The organism is Serratia sp. PL7 (assembly GCF_945957435.1).
Map to the genome: position 1 here is coordinate 618,558 of NZ_CAMFLB010000001.1, position 19,545 is coordinate 638,102.

20 protein-coding genes are annotated in these 19,545 nt (G+C 58.7%); all 20 read right to left on the reverse strand.

The window, feature by feature from the left end; translation table 11 throughout:
* Positions 1–20 precede the first annotated feature (20 nt).
* The 20 genes from N6G83_RS02895 to N6G83_RS02990 all read right to left on the reverse strand — a co-directional run bounded on the left by N6G83_RS02895 (position 21) and on the right by N6G83_RS02990 (position 19,540).
* Positions 21–794 (reverse strand): PP2C family protein-serine/threonine phosphatase, encoded by a 774-nt coding sequence (locus N6G83_RS02895; protein ID WP_025303297.1) that lies wholly within the window; start codon positions 792–794, stop codon positions 21–23.
* Positions 794–2,527: a type VI secretion system-associated FHA domain protein TagH gene (gene tagH, locus N6G83_RS02900; protein ID WP_260514646.1), complete on the reverse strand. Its 1,734-nt coding sequence runs from the start codon at positions 2,525–2,527 to the stop codon at positions 794–796. The genes N6G83_RS02895 and tagH overlap by 1 nt, the downstream gene beginning before the upstream one ends.
* Positions 2,528–3,058: 531 nt before the next feature.
* Positions 3,059–3,943, reverse strand: coding sequence for a DUF4225 domain-containing protein (locus N6G83_RS02905; protein ID WP_260514648.1), 885 nt, complete (start codon positions 3,941–3,943; stop codon positions 3,059–3,061).
* Positions 3,882–4,256 carry a T6SS amidase immunity protein Tai4 family protein gene (locus N6G83_RS02910; protein ID WP_049206018.1) on the reverse strand — a complete coding sequence of 125 codons (375 nt, stop codon included), beginning with the start codon at positions 4,254–4,256 and terminating at the stop codon, positions 3,882–3,884. The genes N6G83_RS02905 and N6G83_RS02910 overlap by 62 nt, the downstream gene beginning before the upstream one ends.
* Positions 4,234–5,028: a lysozyme inhibitor LprI family protein gene (locus tag N6G83_RS02915; RefSeq protein WP_260514652.1), complete on the reverse strand. Its 795-nt coding sequence runs from the start codon at positions 5,026–5,028 to the stop codon at positions 4,234–4,236. Before N6G83_RS02915 ends, N6G83_RS02910 begins: the two co-directional genes overlap by 23 nt.
* An 81-nt stretch (positions 5,029–5,109) precedes the next feature.
* A complete protein-coding gene (locus tag N6G83_RS02920; RefSeq protein WP_004961372.1) occupies positions 5,110–5,592 on the reverse strand; it encodes an Hcp family type VI secretion system effector in 483 nt (160 codons plus the stop codon).
* A 195-nt stretch (positions 5,593–5,787) separates the two neighbouring features.
* Positions 5,788–6,216, reverse strand: a complete 429-nt coding sequence (locus N6G83_RS02925) for a T6SS amidase immunity protein Tai4 family protein (RefSeq protein ID WP_025303294.1) — start codon at positions 6,214–6,216, stop codon at positions 5,788–5,790.
* A gap of 26 nt (positions 6,217–6,242) precedes the next feature.
* Positions 6,243–6,734 carry a T6SS effector amidase Tae4 family protein gene (locus N6G83_RS02930; RefSeq protein WP_025303293.1) on the reverse strand — a complete coding sequence of 164 codons (492 nt, stop codon included), beginning with the start codon at positions 6,732–6,734 and terminating at the stop codon, positions 6,243–6,245.
* Complete coding sequence (locus N6G83_RS02935; RefSeq protein ID WP_025303292.1) at positions 6,731–7,114, reverse strand: Rap1a/Tai family immunity protein; 384 nt, start codon at positions 7,112–7,114, stop codon at positions 6,731–6,733. The genes N6G83_RS02930 and N6G83_RS02935 overlap by 4 nt, the downstream gene beginning before the upstream one ends.
* A 67-nt stretch (positions 7,115–7,181) precedes the next feature.
* A complete protein-coding gene (tssC, locus tag N6G83_RS02940; RefSeq protein ID WP_016927259.1) occupies positions 7,182–8,687 on the reverse strand; it encodes a type VI secretion system contractile sheath large subunit in 1,506 nt (501 codons plus the stop codon).
* A gap of 3 nt (positions 8,688–8,690) precedes the next feature.
* Positions 8,691–9,227, reverse strand: coding sequence for a type VI secretion system contractile sheath small subunit (gene tssB, locus N6G83_RS02945; protein ID WP_016927260.1), 537 nt, complete (start codon positions 9,225–9,227; stop codon positions 8,691–8,693).
* 120 nt (positions 9,228–9,347) lie between these two features.
* A complete protein-coding gene (gene tssA, locus N6G83_RS02950; protein WP_038629525.1) occupies positions 9,348–10,379 on the reverse strand; it encodes a type VI secretion system protein TssA in 1,032 nt (343 codons plus the stop codon).
* A 23-nt stretch (positions 10,380–10,402) separates the two neighbouring features.
* A complete protein-coding gene (gene tagF, locus N6G83_RS02955) occupies positions 10,403–11,122 on the reverse strand; it encodes a type VI secretion system-associated protein TagF (protein WP_025303290.1) in 720 nt (239 codons plus the stop codon).
* An 18-nt stretch (positions 11,123–11,140) separates the two neighbouring features.
* Entirely contained in the window at positions 11,141–14,776 is a 3,636-nt protein-coding gene (gene tssM, locus N6G83_RS02960) for a type VI secretion system membrane subunit TssM (RefSeq protein ID WP_260514661.1), read from the reverse strand.
* Complete coding sequence (locus N6G83_RS02965) at positions 14,776–15,978, reverse strand: DotU family type VI secretion system protein (RefSeq protein ID WP_049272050.1); 1,203 nt, start codon at positions 15,976–15,978, stop codon at positions 14,776–14,778. Before N6G83_RS02965 ends, tssM begins: the two co-directional genes overlap by 1 nt.
* Before the next feature lie 21 nt (positions 15,979–15,999).
* Positions 16,000–17,346, reverse strand: coding sequence for a type VI secretion system baseplate subunit TssK (gene tssK, locus N6G83_RS02970; protein ID WP_260514662.1), 1,347 nt, complete (start codon positions 17,344–17,346; stop codon positions 16,000–16,002).
* A 40-nt stretch (positions 17,347–17,386) separates the two neighbouring features.
* Positions 17,387–17,917: a type VI secretion system lipoprotein TssJ gene (gene tssJ / locus N6G83_RS02975; RefSeq protein WP_049209066.1), complete on the reverse strand. Its 531-nt coding sequence runs from the start codon at positions 17,915–17,917 to the stop codon at positions 17,387–17,389.
* Positions 17,918–17,946: 29 nt separating this feature from the next.
* The gene (gene tagV / locus N6G83_RS02980) at positions 17,947–18,447 is read right to left on the reverse strand and encodes a type VI secretion system accessory protein TagV (protein WP_025303285.1); all 501 of its coding nucleotides are present in this window, start codon (positions 18,445–18,447) and stop codon (positions 17,947–17,949) included.
* 48 nt (positions 18,448–18,495) lie between these two features.
* Positions 18,496–18,888, reverse strand: a complete 393-nt coding sequence (locus N6G83_RS02985; RefSeq protein ID WP_004934933.1) for a DUF4150 domain-containing protein — start codon at positions 18,886–18,888, stop codon at positions 18,496–18,498.
* A gap of 16 nt (positions 18,889–18,904) precedes the next feature.
* Positions 18,905–19,540: a DUF3540 domain-containing protein gene (locus N6G83_RS02990; RefSeq protein ID WP_025303284.1), complete on the reverse strand. Its 636-nt coding sequence runs from the start codon at positions 19,538–19,540 to the stop codon at positions 18,905–18,907.
* Positions 19,541–19,545 lie beyond the last annotated feature (5 nt).

A 19,545-nucleotide genomic window follows, 5' to 3' on the forward strand; every position in this document is an offset into this window, starting at 1 on the left:
TTGCTGTGAATGTGCGCTGCTCAGTCGCGGCTCAGAAACCGCTCCGCATCCGCCAGCGAATGCAGCAGGGTGGTTTCCTGCGGTGAGCCAATCCAGACGGCGATAGCGCTGTAGTTATCGCTGTTATTGTTTTTCTTCCATGCCTGCTGCATCAGGGCGATCCACTCGCTGGGGGAGTTGACCATATGCAGCGACTGTTCCAGTTCGGCCTGGCTGAAGCTGTGCCAGAAGCCGTCGGTGCACAGCAGGAAAACGTCGCCGTCTTCCAGCTGCAGCACGTCGCTGTAGGTGGCGTCGCGCTCTTCGTTGAGCCCCAGCGCGAAATACAGCAGGTTGCTGTTGATGCCGTTGGTCTGGTAGCCGGCGTCCTGCATCTGTTGGATCAGGCTGTGGTCGGTGGTGACGGTATGCAGGTAGCCGCGGCGGAACAGGTACAGGCGGCTGTCGCCGGCGTGCGCCCAGTAGGCCAGCTGGTAATCGCGATCGATAAACAGACTGACCAGCGTGGTGCCCATCTTGCTGTATTCGTCCGACTGCCGCTGCTGCTGGTGGATGGCGGCGTTGGCGCTGGTGATGTGCTGGCGAATGCTCTGGGCGTTCAGGTGCTTTTCGCCGTCGAAGTTTTGCAAAATGGTGTCGCGTGCCAGTTTGGCGGCGATATCGCCGCCCGGAAAACCGGCGATGCCGTCGCACACCACGAAGCAGGCGGCGCGGTTGCCGAGCACCTCGCCGGTCTGATCCTGGTTGGAGGCGCGGCCGCCCTGGTTGGAGGTAGAGGCTATGGTGATATTCATTACGCGTCCGGTTTGGTCTGTGAGTCTTTGTATTGATTCACTTCAACGTCATAGGCGTGCAGGAAGGCTTCGCCGAACAGGGTGTGGAAATCGTCCTCGATTTCGCCGGAGGTTTGCTGATAGTTCTTCACGAAGTAGTCCCACAGCGCGGCCTTGCGGTTGGCGGGCAGCGACAGACGCGGCGCCACGCCTTCCTTGCGCGCTTCTTCTTCGAGGCGCTCCGGGTTGAACGACTGCAGCATGGCGGCGATGATGGCGCGAATACCGGCGATCATCCCCAGCTGGTGCGCCTGCAGGTCGATCAGCGCGTCACGCACCGCCTGTTCCGGCGGCATAAAGCCCGGCATCTGGCTACCGAACATCTGCATCAGCACCGTTTTTCCCGAAGGCAGCAGCTTGAACGGGTTGTTGGCTTCGTCGAGGATCATGGTCATCTCGGCCTTCACGCCGCGCTTGAGGATCGAGCGGGATGAGAGCAGGGCGACGGTGCCTTGCGAGAACAGGCTCAGCAGGCGACCGGCCTGGCGGATCTGTTGTTCGTCAAAGTGAGGCTGCGGTTGCAGATCGTCGAGACCGATGCCTTGCAGCAGCGCCGCCAGCAACGGCCCTTCCAATGCGTCGCCACTTGGCGCGGCGGCGTGCTGCCGCTGGGCAGACTGGTAGGCAACTGGATCGATGCCCAGGCGGTTGCCCTGGCGCGGGCGCGGCGGCTGTGCAGGCGGTTCCTGCTGGCTGAACTGCGGCGCAGGTTGGGGCTGTGGCTCAGGCGTCTGCACGGGCGGCGGCGTCGGCTGTGGGCGCTGCGCTACCGGCTGTGCGGCGACCGGAGCCGGTGCTGGCGGCGGGGACGGCGGCTGTACCGTTTCCTCCGGCTGAGCCAGCGGCACGGCGCCGCCCATCAGCAGCCCCAGCGGATCGTTGCTGTTTAACGTCTCTGGCGAAGCGGGCGCGGATGAACCGCCGAACAGCGCCAGCGGATCCAGCTCTTGCTCCGGTTGCTGCGCATTCTGGACGGGGGGAGCCGGGCGCGTCGGCGCAGCCTGCTCCGCCAGCAGCGCGCTGGGGGTGGTGTCGGCCAGGATATGCTCACGCTCAAAGGTGGTGTCGGTGTTGAACAGCGCCGCCGGATCGGTTTGTTGCTGCTGCAGCTGGCGCAGATCGACCTCGCCCGCCAGCTGCGCCAGCGGATCGGCCGGGTTCAGCTCGCGAGCGGGGGTCTCCAGCAGCGGATGATTGTCCGGATTGGTGATCGGCGGCGGTATGACGGCGGCCGGCGCGTTCGGCGTAAATTCTTCCACCAGGCTGTCCCAGATTTCGTTGGGGATCGGCGCGGCGGATTTTTCTTTGGCGGCGGCTGCAGGGGCCGCAGCCGCGGCAACGGCCTTGGCCACCGGTTGAGCCTGCGGCGCGGCGTGCTGTTGCAGCGCGCTGACTTCAATCTGGTAATCGTCGATGCCGAGCACGTCGCCGTCCTGCAGTTCAACCTGGCGGCCACGTTCCAGCGGAATGTCGTTCAGCAGCACGCGGGTAACGTTGCCGCGATTGGTGATGCGGCATTCGCCGTCAGCGGAAATGTGCACGATCGCCTGCAGGCGGGAAATGGCGCGCTCTTCGTCCGGCAGCACCAGGTTGTTGTCCACGCTGCGGCCGATGGTGCCGCCCGGCGGCAGAAAATCGCAACTGCTCTGCGGCGGAACCTGGCCGCTTTTATTTTTTACAATGGAAAATCGCATAAGGCATTCCTGCTGATAAGATCTTATGGCTAGACAGTGGAACTCAATAACGGGATGAGTTCGACTTTATTTCTTTCCTAAGAGAGAACTTTGAACGTGAGTGACTAAATTTTTTTTGGTTAACGCATTATATGGTCGAAAACTTCAATGTAATAACGTGAGGCTGTATGTGTCAGGTGATGCCTTTGCTATTGCTAGCATTATTCTTACCCTTTTTCTTGTAATAGAGATTAGTCGGTAGTTGAGACAAGTAAATTAGGGCGAATATAATACTGGCGTACCATACCTCGTCATAATCTTGGAATTTTATATTGAGCATTGAATCCAGTATCTCAGAACCATAGTTAAATATTAAACCTTGGGTGATGCTTGTAAATAGATTTACTATGGTAACTATCACAAAAAGAGAATAAGATTTTTTATTGTTAACTTTCTTTTTTAGGTGATACAGCCCGACAAAAACTACAACTGACAGGAAAAAGTATAAAAACACAAATGAGTAAGAGTAGGTGGAAAGCGTGACGTCATCGCTCACTGTTTTGTTTCCTCATCGATTAATTTGTAAATTCCATAGCCGGTTATGGCATTGGAAAAAACCTCTGTGCCTAATGGAACCGTGCCAAGCTTTTTCCATCCAATAATATAATCGCTATTTATGTGTTTAAACAACCGCCAAGAGTCTGGTCTTAATGACTTGCTAAATATACCGTACCCAGATAGTGAGATGTCAACGGAACTATAAACGATGTCAGCTTCATTTTTATTATAGCCTAGATAGTTAGCCGCGTAGTGGTATGCCTCTCTTATACTGCCAACCTTATCTTTTCTGAAAAGTAAATAATAGCCACTTTCGTAAAAATTATTTGCTCCTTGAGCCATTAACGGTACGCCAACGCCCCCGCAGGCCATGCCTGCAGAAAGTGCACAGGTTCCGATTCCGGCAAATATCTGAGAGCCGCCACTGACAAAACCAACTTGTTTCATCACCAGGTTTGAAAATCTTTCTCTTTTTTCTTTTTTTATTGCGACAAAGAGCTTGGCTTTACCTGTATTAATGTTGAATTCTTGTCGTCTGAGATTGTTGATTTCTTCTTCGATTATACTGATTGCCCCAGCGTAGGATGTGCAGTGTATACTGATATCCCTTTTTGCAAACTGAATAAGTTGGTCTATTTCCAGTGAGAAATTAGCTCTTGATTCGTTGGTGTATAGATACTGTCGTGAAAACGTTCTTGATAGTTTTTTGAGTTCATCGATAGATCTATCCAGATCTACTTTTGTTTTGTATTGTATAAGGATTCCTTTCCTATTCTTTATACCAATATTTACTCTGTGAAGGGATGCGGATTTACTCTCAGTTGTCGTCTTTCCCTTGGTATTTCTTGATGATGGCTTGCAGCGCTTGGCTGTGTACAAGATCGATGCACTTGGCCATCGTCATCGGCTCCCCTGACATACTGTCATAGGGCTTTGCCAGAAATTCTTTTGCCAGCGCCCTGACGGCGGTATGCGCTTCCAGAGAATAATCGCCGAATTCCGTGTAACCCCGAGCGGCGGCGGCGGCATCGTTTTTGACTTCTTTTGCTGAGTACCCCTCGGCGATGCAAACGCTAAGCGCGTAGTTTTTGAGGTACTCGGCAGAGGAGTACTTTCCGTTGGCGGAAGCTTCAGTATTCAATACCGCCAACGTGAGTAGGAATACAGTTTTAATCGTATGATGTGAGTTCATCGATTCGTTTTTGCATCGTATCGGCCAGGCAGTCTTTGTCATCTCGGCATTTATCCCTTTGCAGTAACCAAGATTTTTGCGTGCTGTTTAAAGAGGCTGCCAGCTTTTTATCTCCTGCATCGGTCGCCTGCTTTTTTGCCAACAGCCAAGCTTGGGAAACGCTTTTATCATAGGCGGATAAATTGAAATCTGAGCAGATAGTTTTTTCAACAATACTTTTAGATTTAGCGCAGTCGAAAGACGCTGCAGGTTTAGGAGCTTTCGGTAACCGTTCTAATTGCAGTAGCGAGCCATCGTACCAATTAACCAGCATTTTTTGTGGATTGAGAGCAGCAAAACTGGAGCCTACACCATTATCGGATGGGCCGAATGATCCGGAGTGACACGCGATCTTGAAAAGAGAGGCTTCTGCTTGGCCGTTTTCTTTCAATGAATAGTTTTTAGCCGAGATGCTTTTATCTCCGCCCATCGACTTGCCGATGAATTGATTTAGCGTGCTTCTCTCAATACTTAAGGTTGGCGCTGTGCAGACGTCTTTTTCCGGCAGATTGTTTTCTATTGATTGAGTGGAAATAGTGATTACCCTTCCTAGTAATCGAGGGTCGTTGAGTTGATAGTTAAGTGTGCGGGTAGTCTCATTGTCTATGTTGACCTGAGTTACTTGCCATAAGCCATCAATAGTTGATGATGTTGGGGCATTAACGTTTTTTTCTGCTGCATATGCACTGAACGATAATAAGACGCCGCTGATTAGAAGTTTATTTTTTTTCAATAGAGTGATGCCCTTCTTTCTGCAGAGAACTGTCCTTTGCTTGCTAATAAACCTCCCCATAACGGGGAGGTTGTATAACAATTAAGCTTCGCGGTTTTCCTTGATGTTCCAACCTGCGCTGCTTTCGGCGCCTTTGCCGCCTTTGTCGCTCTGCTCCCAGTATTGCTGTTTCACTTTCGCCGCCTGGAAGGAGTAGGTGACGCCCACGGTGTCTTCGCCGCCTGCGCCGGTGTACTGCACGGCGGTGACCAGCACGTCGTCCAGGGTGATTTTAACGTACTCAACCTGAGTACCGCCCGCCTTGCAGACAGACAACTCAACCTTGGTCAGATGCTTACCGCTGGAGCAGTGCTTCAGCAGCGCCGGGGTTGACTTGTCGACCAGCGCGTTAACGTGCAGATCGTTGAAGCACACTTTGCCGGCGCCACCGCCGCCGCCAACGCCCATATTGCCCGGTTGAGAAGCGCCCCAGGAGAAAGAAGTAATGTCGGTCCAGCCTTTGTGATTCGAATCTTTGGATTCGCCGCTGGCACCTTCAACTTTCAGGAACATATCAATAGCCATAGTTTCTTCACTCTTTATTAAGGGTTAACAGTAGTATTAACGTTACGTTGAAAAACTCAGGTAATAGCAGCAGGAATTGCAAGTGTGGTAATGCATTACCAATTTATATCCTTGTGCCATGCACCTTCTTAAATACCGAAAACTATCGGTACGGGTTACCGAGCCACTATTAAGTGCTAATGGCTCAATGCTTAATTATTTCGCGTTATCTTGATTCCACGTGCGATCTGGGTTGCCTGCTATGAGCTGTCGAGAAAGCTTGTCCAATTCAGGGCTATGGTACAACCGCAGGCAGTTTAGGGTGACACCTTGACTCTTGTCTTTAGTTTCGCTGTGAAACTCATTGATTCTGGATTTATATTTGTCGATGAGAACATTGATTTTCTCATCACCTGATTCGATATCGAATGGCATCCATTCTCTCATCGCATTCGCCGTTCTGGCTGCATCAAGAGAGAATGCTTTATCCGAATCGGAGACCTGTGCCAGGCAGCGTGATAATGCCAGTTCTTTTACGACCTGGTGATAAGGCATCTGTTTGATAAATGCCACCGGATCCTGAATCGGCGCTGCTTGCAGCCTTAATGAGGTGATAAGCAAGCATGCAGTTAAACCAAACCTCATGCATTTACTGATAAGCCGATGGAACACTAGCTCAACTCCCAAAACCAGACCTCTTTGCAGTTAAAATAGCAATGGGAATGGCAGGTTAATAGCGAGTTTTCTGGTTCGATAAGATCAATGTGTCCGCCATCATAGTTGGTGATCTTATTGAAGAACACGACTCCTTTTTTATTGCCAATACCTTTCTCTGCATCTGGAGCATTAAAGAAAATTTTGGCTTTGCCAAAACTACTGGAGCGATGCAACTGATCGGCCAGCAATTTGGCTCCCGGTTCAATCGTTTTACCCTTATAGGCGCCTTTCTTGATTGGCAGGCGGCCTTTGAAGCTGATACCGGTTTTCAACAGCGCCAGGCTCATGCGGACGGCACAGGTATTGGCATAACCAGGATTTTGCTTTAGAAGCGTATCAAGCTCATAGCCAATCTCAGCGTAAACGGCTTCTGCTGCCAAATATCCCGGGCTAGAGTAATCAGAGGAGTAATGGCTGCTTTTTAGCTGACGATATAAAGGTTTCATGCTTTGCCTCCTTTGCAGGGGAAGCGAGTCGCCAGAGCCTCTTCAATCAGGGGGGCAGCCCTTTCGTGCAGGCGCGCAGCGGGAAGTTTATTAAAGAATTCGAACACAAACTCCTGCAGAGTGACGGTTTGTAGCTGGCTGTATTGGCACCAGCTTTTTCCTTCCGTCGCGTCCAGCACGCCCAGCAAATAAATCCGCGCTTTCTCTTTTTCCTGTTTATCTGCACTGCGATAGAAACGGAAAAAGTCGCTGCCTGGCAGATTGACATCATCGGACGTCAAATGCGCTATCGATGTCTGCTCTGCGAAAGCTGGCGGCGCGGCGGAGAGCGAGCAGACGACTGCCAACAGCGATGCCAGATAAAACCGTTTTGTCTTCATCTTTCTTTCCCTGTGATGAGGTTAATGTATCAGCCAGGCCGCACTACCGCGGCCTGACTTCAGCCCATCAGGACGCGTCGTTTTGTTTCAGCGAAGGCAGCTTCGACACCAGGCGCAGGGAGACGGTCAGGCCTTCCAACTGGTAGTGCGGGCGCAGGAAGAACTTGGCGCTGTAATAGCCCGGGTTGTCTTCGATCTCTTCCACCTGCACTTCCGCCGCGGCCAGCGGTTTGCGCGACTTGGTTTCCTGCGAGGAGTTGGCCGGATCGCCGTCCACGTAGTTCATGATCCAGTCGTTCAGCCAGCGCTCCATGTCGTCGCGCTCGCGGAAGGAACCAATTTTGTCGCGCACGATGCACTTCAGATAGTGCGCGAAGCGGCAGCAGGCGAACAGGTACGGCAGGCGCGCGGAAAGCTGGGCGTTGGCGGAGGCGTCGGCGTCGTAGTATTCCGCCGGCTTCTGCAGCGACTGCGCGCCGATAAAGGCGGCGAAGTCGGAGTTTTTGCGGTGCACCAGCGGCATAAAGCCGTTTTTGGCCAGCTCGGCTTCACGGCGGTCGCTGATGGCGATCTCGGTCGGGCACTTCATGTCCACGCCGCCGTCGTCGCTCGGGAAGGTGTGGCACGGCAGGTTTTCCACCGCACCGCCGGATTCCACCCCGCGAATGGCGGTGCACCAGCCGAACTCTTTGAACGAACGGTTGATGTTGGCGGCCATGGCGTAGGCGGCGTTGGTCCAGGTGTAATTGCCGTGGGTCGCGCCGTCGGTGTCTTCTTCGAAGTCAAACTCGTCTACCGGGTTGGTGCGGATGCCATACGGCAGGCGCGCCAGGAAGCGCGGCATCACCAGCCCCAGGTAGCGCGCGTCTTCCGATTCGCGCAGGCTGCGCCAGGCGGCGTACTCGGTGTTCTGGAAAATCTTGGTCAGATCGCGCGGGTTGGAGAGCTCTTGCCAGGACTCCATCTGCATCACGCTCGGCGCGGTACCGGCGATGAACGGGCAGTGCGAGGCGGCGCCGATCTTGGCCATTTCGCCCAGCAGCTCCACGTCCTGCGGGCTGTGATCGAAGTAGTAGTCGCCCACCAGGCAGCCGAACGGTTCGCCGCCGAACTGGCCATACTCTTCTTCGTAGACTTTCTTGAAGATCGGGCTCTGGTCCCAACCCACGCCTTTATAGCGCTTCAGCGTGCGGCCCAGCTCCTGCTTGGAAATGCTCATGAAGCGGATCTTCAGCATCTCGTCGGTTTCGGAGTTGTTGACCAGATAATGCAGGCCGTGCCAGGCGCCTTCCAGCTTCTGGAAGTCGTCGTGGTGAATGATCTGGTTGATCTGCTGCGACAGCTTTTCGTCGATTTCCGCGATCAGCGCCTGGATGGTGCGATAGGCGTCGGAAGAAACGGTGACGGTGTTTTCCAGCGCCTGCTGCGCCAGGGTTTTCACCGCGTTCTCGACCGCTTCTTTGGCCTGATCGGTCTTCGGCCGGAACTCTTTGTTCAGCAGCGCGCTGAACTCATCGCTGGAAAAAGTCTCGGTGGTTTGCAACGCATTCTGTTGCTGAGGCGAGTTGCTCATCGATTAATCCTCACGCTCGTTGTTGTCGTCGTTAACCGCCGGCTTCGGCGCGTCGGTCAGGGATTGCAGCAGCGCCGGGTTTTGCAGGATCTTGGAGATCAGCTCTTCGGCGCCGTTCTTGCCGTCCATGTAGGACAGCAGGTTGGAAAGCTGGGTGCGGGCATCCAGCAGATTGTCCAGCGCGTCGACCTTGCGGGCGATAGCGGCGGGGGAGAAGTCTTCCATGCTTTCGAAGGTCAGATCGATGTTCAGCTTGCCTTCGCCGGTCAGGGTGTTGTCGACCTGGTAAGCGACGCGCGGCTTCAGCGATTTCATACGCTCGTCGAAGTTGTCGACGTCGATTTCCATGAATTTGCGCTCTTCCACGCTGGCTTGCGGGTCGACCGCTTTCCCCACCAGATCCGCCATCACGCCCATCACGAACGGCAGCTGGATTTTGCGCTCTGCGCCATAAATTTCGACATCGTATTCAATCTGTACGCGCGGCGCGCGGTTGCGGGCGATGAATTTCTGCCCGCTGCGGGATTTCGAGTTTGACATGATTTACTCCATCTAATGGCGATTGGGAACGCGCCTCGTCCGGCTGGGAGAGTCAGGTTCTGATTCGGGTCTGCGCAGGGCAGACGGTATCGGATGCGTCAAGAGAACAAAGGTCGGCGGCTAGCTGTTCTCCTCGTTGTCGGGGCGACCGAGAATGGTCTCCAGTTGGTTAAGCCCATCGGGCGCCAAATCGCGGACGATTTGCATAAAGTCCAGCGTAATCAGTCGCTGGACTCGATCGATCATCAGTGGCGCCGGGTGGCTCGGTTCATGAAGACGAAAATAGTTTTTCACCTTGTCCAGCATCAACTGGGCGTCGTCGCGCGACTGGATCTGCGCGCTGCGCCAGTTGAGTGGAGCGGTGGCGCTCTGTACGGCGGCCGGTTGCTGCATGGCAGCCGCTTCAGGCGTCGCGTCTGGTTCGTCGGCGGCCGGGGCATCGCTCTGGCCGGCGAGCGCCACCAGAGAAAACACCTTGGTCAGCGCGCTCATTTCCGGCAGCGCGCTTTCCCCCAGATGGCGGGTCACTTCGCTGCGAATGGCGCTCAGGGTGTTGGCGATGCGCGTCACCAGGGCGCCTTCGGGGCGATCCTGCTGCGCCAGTTCATCCTGCAGCCGCGCACGGCCGCCGGGAAAGTTGGGGCACTCCTGTTTGCTGCCGTCGAGCAGGGCGCCGGCATCGCGCAGCGAGATTTCTCCGGCGGCGCTTTTCAGCAGCGGCGCGGCGCGTACGCTGGCGGCCAGCGCCGCTTTGTCGCCAAGGTCGGCCAGCGCGTTGATGCGAAACAGCGGATCGGCTTCTCCATCGAACTCCAGCGGCGGCTGCAGGGTGTTCCAGTAACGGGTCATCGACTGGTGGACCAGCGTCAGCCCGTCGGCGTAGCCCGGCAACCCGCGCAGCTGGGTCCAGGCGCGGGTGAGATACAGCATGATGCGCAGGTCTTTGGTGCGCGTTAGCAGCGAGGTCGCGAGGCGCTCGACCTGCACCCAATCCGGCGCTTCTTCCGGAATGATGGTGCTGCCGAACTGTTGTTCGGCCTTGCCGGTGGCGGCTTGTTCCATCGCCAGAAAGTCGGCGTCGTATTCCAGGTTGTCGCCGCAGGGATTGTCCGCGTCAACCGGGGCCAGCAGGGTATCGGTATCGATAGCCATAGAATTTCCTTCAACGAACGATGTTAATCAAACATTTGCGGGTACTGGCCGCCGCGGCCGGGGCGCGCCCAGCCGTTGGGTTCGAACAGCAGTGAAAACAGCTGCACGGTGAGGTTGCCGCTGTGCACGTGGGTGTAGAGCGGATGTCCGTCGGCCTGATTGGTCCACCAGAAGCTGGTGTACTGCGCCGGATCGAAGCAGTCGGCGGCCTGTTGCCAGCCGAGGCCCGGTACGTCCGGATGCTGGAAACCGATAATCGACAATATCTCGGAATCCGCTTCCGCCGGTGGGCTGGGCAGCGCCGGGATCGCCTGCAACGTGCGATCGATCTGCTCGGCGGAGAAACCGTTGCGCACGCCGTTCAGCAGGGTATGGCCGAGCTGTTGATACCAGCTCGCCGCCATGTTCAGCTGTTGCGGGCGCCATTCTTGCAGGCTGAACAGGCGCAGTGCGCAGATGGGGTAGCGCCGCCCGACGCGATCGCGCGCCGGCAACAGGCAACCCATCTGCACGTACGGGCTGCCGAGCGTGGCGGGGATCACGAAGTTCCACACCGGTGCGTTGCTGAACGGGTGGCCGTTCGGCCCCTGTGCATCGCGCTGTAAATTCACCAGCCCGTTATGGAACCAGTGGGCCCAGTTGTTGACCACCGGGTCAGGCAAACGGCGTTGCAGGAAGTCACCGGCGGAAGGAAGTTTGCCGTACCAGCCGATGCTCGTCGGGGCGCTTGAATCAGTGCTCATGGTCATGTCCTTTCGGGGCTACGGGCACGAGAAGGCCGGCAGTTGGAACGGATTGCGGATGCTGTTGGGCGTGAACTCCAGCGTGACGCGGTGGCCGTCGAGATTGAACGTCGCCTGGCGGCCGAGGCCGCCGGTGCCCGACGATTGCGCCATGTCGACCAGGCGATTCAGCGCCCATGGTCCGCTGGTCACCAGGCTGGCGGTGGTGCCGTTGGCCAGCGCCAGCTGCAGATGCACCTGGTTGGTATTGCGGGTGCCCGGCCAACTGACCACCAGCGGTACCTGTGGGCCGTGGCTGTATTTGAACAGCTGCCCGTCGATATCCAGCGTCAGGTTGAGGATGTCGTTATCCATCCGCACCGGCCGCACGGTCACGCGGTAGGAGGGCGTCGCCGTGCCGTTGGCGAAAAAGGCGTCGCGGATGCGCTGCGCCTGCTGGAACGACCGCAGGATGCCTTCGCCGCCGGGCAGCGTCTTGCCGTCCACGCCGGGCGTGAAACGCCAGTTGGCGCGGGTGGTATCGACCTTGCCCTGCAGATTGTCGCGGAAGAAGCTGTCCATCAGCCCGCTGTTCGGCGCGAACATGCGCGCCAGATCGTCCGGCGTCACTTCCTGCCGCGCCCGGGCCACCAGCGGATAACGGCCGGCGATCGCCTGGCGGCAGAAGCTACCGACCTCGAAGCTGATGCGCTTTTTCACGTTCTCCATCTCTTTGCGCTGGGTATCGCTGCTGGCGCCGATCGCCAGCGACAGCAGCATCTGTTTGAACGGCACCGGCAAGCGGCCGGATTCGGCCTGCAGACGCGGGATAATGTCGCTCGGCGGCGCCGACATGCCGCTGTTGGCCGCGCCCTGCACCGCCGTCAGGTAACTGTACAGTTCATCGACCTGTTTCAGCACGCTGTCGAAAGGGATCGCCTTATTGCCTTCGCCCTGGCTTTGCGCCAGCTCCAGCAGCGGCGCGAAGTGCGCCATCACCAGCTGTTCCGGCTGGGCCGACACGTCACCGTCGGCGTTGGCCGGTCGGTTGGTGAACAGCGCTTCCAGCGTGCGGTTGGCATTTTGGTTCAGCTTATCTTCGGTTTTTGCCAGCAGCGAGCGCGAATCGGCGTCGTTTTTTTCGTCGCGCAGGGTGACGTTTTTGCTGACGTTGACCAGCAGATTGCGCATTGGCGACGGGTTGCCGGACAGCAGGCGCGCGCTGCTGATGCGCTGGGTCAGGTTGCCGATGTTGGCCAGTTGGATATCCCCCAGCAGCTCATCCCAGGCGCTGATGAAATCTTGCATGTACAGCTGGCGGATGGTCTTGGTCAGATCGGCGCTTTTCTGCTCCGGCGTCTGGCTGTTCAACACCCAGACGTCTTCCTTGCGCAAGGTGTCGGTCACCGGGTCGATGTTGTCGTTGAACGCTTTCCAGTACCCTTGTGAGGTGAACAGGCCCGGTACGCCGTCGGTGACCGGTTTGCCGCTTTTGCGGCTGAACGCCAGTTCGGTCTGCGGGCCGGCCAAATCGACCAGGCTGACCGGCTTGATGTCGGTCTGTTTCAGCAGCAGGCGCTTGAGGCGGCCATAGACGCGCTGCGACAGCGGCGCCCGATTGAGTGCGGCCTGCGCCTGCGCCACCAGCTGTTCGTCTTTGGCGTAAGGCGAGGCCTGGATCTGCGCATCCAGCAGTTGGCTGAGGTGCCATTCGATCTGCTGCAGCTGTTTCTGCGTGCTGCCCTGCGGCAGGTTGCGTTGCAGGTTGAGCATCACCCAGGCGCGCAGGAATTTACCGTCGTACTGCTTTGGCAGATACAGCATCTGATAGGCCTTCAGCGCTTCGTAGCTGAAGTCCGCGTCGCCGTGGTTGTCGTTGCGCAGCGTGGTGGCGATCTGTTGCGCCACCTGCGGCAGCAGCAGCTCTTTCAGCGCTTTTTGGTACAACGCATTGCCGGCGTCGCCCACCTGATCGCCGCGGAACAGCCCCATGCGGTAGGTGAACGGCGGATCGTCCAGCGAAAAGTTCTGGCTGTCCGGCAGATGCAGCAGGCTGTTGAGGAACGGCAGCAGCGAGAACATGTCGCCGTTGCCCAACTGGGTCAGGCTTTGCCCCTGTCGCTCGACGCCGGGCACCTTGGCGGCCACTTCCGCCAGATAGGCCTTGTTGTTGCCGTAGCTGGTGAACCACAACATCGCCAGCACCGCCAGGATCACCGCCAGCGCGATGTACCCTGCCCAGTGCAGGGCGCGGTTGCGGTATTCCCACCAGCGGTTGCTGCCCGCCAGCCCGGACTCCTGGAAGACCACCGATTCCAGCGTCTCTTTCAGGAAGAAGCTCTGGCCTTTGGCTGCCGGGATCGGCGTTTCCTGCCCCACGCTGTCCCAGGCCGCGTTGGCCTGCACCCCTGAGTTGGCCGTCGGCAGCTGCAGGTAGCGGTTCAGTTCGCCCATCACCCGGTCAAACGGCAGACCTTCCTGCGTGCCGCTGGTGAAATAGATGCCGCGCGGGGTAAAGCGGGTTTCAAAACTGGAGGTGGCGAACACCTGTTCCAGATATTGGCCGAGCAGCGGGCGCAGCGCGGCGAACTCCTGCGGGAACAGGTAGCTTTCGGCGCGTTGGCGCGCGTCGTGCTCCATCAGCAGCGTATCCGGCAGCGCCGCATCCAGCCGTTGTTGCAGCAGGGCGTATTGTTGTTCGAAGGCGGCGTTCAGGTTGAAGTCCGGCTGCCGTGAGCGCTCGTAAGGGAAGGTGAATCCCCAGATCTGGTCGCGCTGCGCTTTATCGAAGCTGCCGAAGTAGGCCATAAAGCCGTTGAGCAGGTCGGTTTTGGTCACCAGCACATAGACCGGGAAGTGAATGCCCAACTGTTCGTGCAGTTCAATCAGGCGTTTGCGCAGCGCGCTGGCCTGGGCGGCGTGTGCTTCGGCGCTGTCGCTCAGCAGATCGGCGACGCTGATGGTCACCATCACGCCGTTGATCGGCTGGCGGGTGCGGTATTTTTTCAGCAGCGCGACGAAGCTTTGCCATTCACCGGCGTCTTCTTCGCGCTGGCTTTCCTGGGTGGTGTAGCGGCCGGCGGTGTCGAGCAGCACGGCGTCGTTGGTAAACCACCAGTCGCAGTTGCGGGTGCCGCCCACGCCGCGCAGCGCGGCTTTGCCGAAGCGATCCGCCAGTGGGAAGTGCAGGCCGGAGTTGACCAGCGCGGTGGTTTTGCCGGCGCCGGGTGCGCCGATGATCACATACCACGGCAACTGGTACAGATATTGACGGCTGAAGCGGGTCATCCAGCGATGTTTACCGTCGCCCTGGCCCGGTGCGAAGCGCGCCTTTTTCAGCAGCTGCGCCGCTTCGTCGAAACGCTGCGCCAACTGATCGTCTTGTTTGACCTCGGGCTTGCCGTCTTCCGCCGGCACCGCTTCGGCGGCGCGCAGATTGCTCAGCAGGCGGCTGTTGAACCAGGCACTGTAGAGGCGCGGGATCAGGCGGCACAGGAACCAGATCAGGTAAATCACGCCGATGGCGATCTGGCGGTTGAGTTCCGGCTCCAGCGGGCGATAGTCGCCGATGGCCACCAGCGGGCCGATCGTCCAGATGATGAACGCCAGCGCGGTGATGCCGACAAAGCCCCACAGCAGGCGGCTGGTGATGATGGAGAATAACGTACTGAGCATTACTTTCCGGTTCCTTGCGGCAAGCCGTTGATTTCCGCCTGGGTGTTTTCAGGGGCGACCAACAGCGTAATTTCTACCCGGCGGTTCAACGCGCGGTTCACTTTGTTATCGTTCGGCGCGACGGGGTTGCTCTCGCCGCGGCCCTCGGCCTTGACTCGCTGCGGGTTGGCGAGGTGTTTTTGCAAGCGGGCGCTGACCGCTTCGGCGCGCGCCAGCGACAGCTCCCAGTTGGAGGCGAAACGGGCGCTGCGGATCGGCACGTTGTCGCTGTAACCGGTGACCAGGATCTTGCCGCTGACGCCGTTCATGGCGGCGGCGATGCGGTCGATGACCGGAATATAGTTGGCGCGTACCGTGGTGGCGGCAGAGTCGAACAGCCCGTCGCCTTTGAGGATCACCACGCTTTGCTGCGCTTCGTCGCGCACCACCACCAACCCCTCGGCGATCTCTTTGCGCAGGAAACTTTTCAGGCTCAGCGTCGGCGGCGCAGCCGGCGCCGGGTTACCGATCGCCACCTGCGGCAGATTGGTTTGGTAAATCGCCGCCAGCACCGGGCTGGTGTTGTCGCCCAGTCGCCAGTTGAGGGCGATGAACAGCAGCGAAGCCAGGAAGCCGGTCAGCGCCACGCAGGCCCACAGCGGCACCAGCGGCCGCCACAGCTTCTGCTGTACCGGCAGATCCAGCGCATGAGGCGACAGCGGCGGGGCATAGCCGCCACGCACCGATCGGATCAGCTGCAGCAGGCGCTGCTTCATGGTTTCCAGCTGTGAGCGGCCGTTTTCCATCACCCGGTAGCGGCCTTCAAAGCCCAACAGCAGGCAATAATTGATCAGCTCCAGCAGGTTGATGTGCTCGCGCGGGCTTTGCGACAGCTTGGCCAGCAGCTGGAAAAACTTCTCGCCGCCCCAGGTTTCGTTATGGAAAGTCACCAGCAGCCCGCTGCCGGACCACACGCTGTTGCTGCCCCACGGGGTCAGCGCCGCCGCTTCATCCAGCGCGGTGCACAGACAATAACGCGCGCCGATGATCACCTCGTAAGGCAGGTTGGCGCGTTGGCCGCGGATCTCGAAGCGGCGCATTTCGTCAATCAGCTGTTGGCGCAGCTGCGCCGGGTTGGCGTGCGTGGCCGACTGGCGGATCTGCGAAATGGCGTTCAGCAGCGGGTTGGCGGCGTCTACCAGCGGGTTGGCCGCCGGCGCCATGCTATTTTCCTGAGTCATAGGTTACCGGTCCGTATGGCTGCGAATCGCCCAAAATTCCATATCCAGCCCCGGGAATTCGCCGGCCAGGTGCAGGGCGAAGGCGCTGGATTTCTCCATCTGTTTCCACAGGTCGCCGCCTTTTTCCAGCTCGAAGTAGGTGTAGCCGGCGTGATAGGGGATCTGGCGCGGCGCAGCGGGCATGGTGCGCAGACCGATGCCCGGCAGCTGCAGCTGCACCAGATCGCGGATGCGCGTGACCGGGGCGATCTTCATCTGCGCCGGGAAGTGGGTCAGCAACACCTCGGCGGCCACATCGGCGCGCACTGCCAGCACGAAGCCGAAGTCGCGCATCATTTTGGCGTCCTGCACGGTGGCGACGTTCAGCCCGTGGGAGCGTTCGACCAGCGTCAGCTGAATGGCGTTGTCTTCCAGCACCACCGACAGCCCCTGACGCAGCAACAGCATCAGCTTGCCGAAGCACAGCGCCAGGTTGTCGTGGTCATACACCGGCAGGCGGCCTTCCGGGGTGCGCTGCGCCGAGAAGCTGGCGAGCTCGGTGGCGAACTGCAGCCAATCGGCGAACAGGCGCTCCGGGTGCAGATGATCGAGGTGGTAGGCGTGGCTCACCTGGCCGAGATGGCGGTTGATCAACTGCAGCAGCATGAAATCGACCATTTCGGAACTGCCGCCGCGGCCCGGCTGCAGCAGGCGCTGGCTCATCTGCTGGCTGCGCTGTTGCAGCAGGCCCTGCAGATCGTTGATGAAGGTTTTCAGTACCGGGTTGCCCTGGCAGTTCAGCATCGGCGGGATCTGCGTGGTATCGAGACGCAGGCTGTTGTCACCGCGCTTTTCCAGCACGCGGGTAACGCCGAGCGCCGTCCATTCGGCGTTGAGCTCACTCTCCAGCATCAGCCGCAGGCGCAGGCGACCGAACTGCAAGGCCGCGCTGCCCACCGAGACGGCGTTGAGATCGTCGACTTCGTTCTCATAAGCCAGATAGCGCGCCAGCGCCTCCGGGCTTTCCTGAAAGATCACGTCTTCACGCCCCGCGCGGTAGGTCGGCAGAGCCAGCACCACGTTTTCACCGGTCTTGTTTTCAGCGATGGTCAGCGGCGTGGGCGCCTGCTGGGCGCCGGAGAAGCGAAACGGCGTGCCGTCCGGCATGATGCCGCTGGCGGCGTTGAGCGCAATCTTGCCCTGGCGCAGCAGCGTTTGGTCCAGATCCAGGGTGAGGAACCCCCAGAAACAGCCGCTGTGGGCCTGGCCCCAGTTGCGCATATAGCCTTCGAGATAGTTTTCCGCCTGCTGGAAATGGTGAGGGCGCAAAAACATCCCCTCAGTCCAGACAACCTTATGAGCATCTTTCATCATCACACCTATAGTTACTTCGCTTCAGCGCAGCGGTAGGTCAGTCGACCTTTTTTACGGGGCGCAGGCCACTCACGCCCGCGACGATATGCGCTTCCAGCTCATCCGGCGAGAATTGCCATACCTTGTAGAAATTGGTTTCGGTAGGTTCCGGCAGCGGCAGTGACATGCGCCAGGTCTTGCCGTCCAGATTTTGATATTCGGCGATCACGCCGATGTAACGTGCGTCCAATGCGCTTTGCCCACCGAGCTTCTTGCCGGTCTGGCCCGGCGTCAGGAAGAACTGATCGCTGTCCAGCAGGCTGTTGCCGAGCACGCTTTTGGCGTCGTTTTGCAGACTGAAGAAGTCGGCATCCATGAATTCCGCATCCGAGCGCAGCAGCAGCACGCGAATTTTGATCGGCGCCGGTTGCGCGCCGGCGGCGGCGTTGACCTGGCGGTCAGCGTCAAACACCAGACTGTAACGCGACGGCACGCTTTTGGCGGAAGACATGCAGCCGCCGAGCGCCAGCGCGCCCAGCAGCAGAAACAGCATCCCGCACCAGCGGGAAGCGATAGGGGTCGTCATCATAGGAATCTCGTCGCCCGCAGGCGTGCTGACTACTGGAGGATCCAGGTGGCTGAGCCGGCGTTTTTACACGCCTTGCTGTCGCCGCCGACTTTGACGCAGTCCTGTTTGGCGGCGCGCGCGCGACGCGGCAGATCTTTGCGCAGCGTTGATTTGTAGCGCGCTTCCGGCACGCCGGCGTTGGCCTGGATATACCCCATCAGATCGCCCCCGCGGATGGCGGAGATCGCCAGCCAGTTGTTTTCCACTTCGCCCAGCGCGTAGAACGCGGCGGCGTTGTCCAGGCTGCCGACGGCGGTGCCGGTATAATTCGGGCTACTCATGATGCTGGCGGCATACAGGCTGCGGTACTCCTCACCGATCGGCTTGAACTGTTTCGGCGCGCTTACCGCGGCGCGGTGCTGCAGGGTGACGCCGTTGACTTCACTGCTGATGAGGGCGTCGTTATTGAGCGCCGGCGGCGGTGGCGGCGGGGTGGAACAACCGGCAAGCGTCAGGGCGGTCAGCAGCGTCAGGGTAATCCGTGTTTTCACAATGTCCTCTTTTTCTTGATTGAATGGCTGTGTAATAAGGCGCCGTCATCAGGGCGCAAGCAGCAACACTTTTAATTGGCTCGGCACGATGCGCATGCCGAGCGCGTTGGTGGAATTCTGCAGGCTGAGGCTGGTCAGCCGGGTGGCCGGAGTGCCTTTGAGCAACACGGTAAAGGCGCCGGTCAGGTGGCGGGATGGCCCCATCACCGTCCCGGAAGCGACACCGGTGGCTACGCCGGGGTTGTCGCCGTTGGTCAGGGGCGTTACCGTCGCCATGTTGTGCGCCGGGGTACCGACGAACAGAATGTTGAACGCGTTCGGGATGGCGGTCGGCGCGAGGGCGATATCCGGGTAGGGTACGGGCACCGGCGCCGGGCTTGGCGTCAGACAGACGTCGGGAAACGCCAGGTCCACGCCGATCATTTGGCTGTTGGCAAACATAAAAGGCCTCCGCAGGTTATCCGACGTGGATTTGTTCCGAATCCAGCTTGGTGATGTCTTTTGAGGTAATGAGCGTGTTGCGGGCATGAATGCGGGCGTAATCTTCCGCCTGATAATCCAGCTGCCCGGCGCGCACGTGCTCGGTTTGGCGCACTTTGCGGAACAGCGAATGGCTGATCTGGCTGACCGAATGCCACAGCGACTCGCAGCGTTTACCGACCAAACGGCTGATGCTGACGAAGGCCGACAGCTCTTCGCCGCTGTATTTCATCTTGTCGACGTGGCAGTCGCCGCTGTTCGCCTGCAGCGTCATGGCGTCGCCGCTCAGTTTCAGCGCCTGTGCGCTGTGCAACGACAGCGAGCCGTTCGGCGTTTCAATCTGCAGATCGCCTGCGACGCAGAGCCGCGCCGTGCTTTGCGGCTCTGCCCGCTCGAGGACGGCGATCGCCCACAGCTGGTGGCCGCAGCCGGCGACCAGCACGTTATCGCCGAGGGCCGGCGTCAGCAGGCAGCTCGCCGCCCGGCGACAATGCCAGCCACGACCTTCACATTCCACCACCAGACTGCCGTCCGGCAACAGGTTGACGACCTGGCCAGCGGCCTGTTGGGGCGGTGCGATGTTGACGGCGCGAGTTGTGTTGGCAACGCTCATGGTGA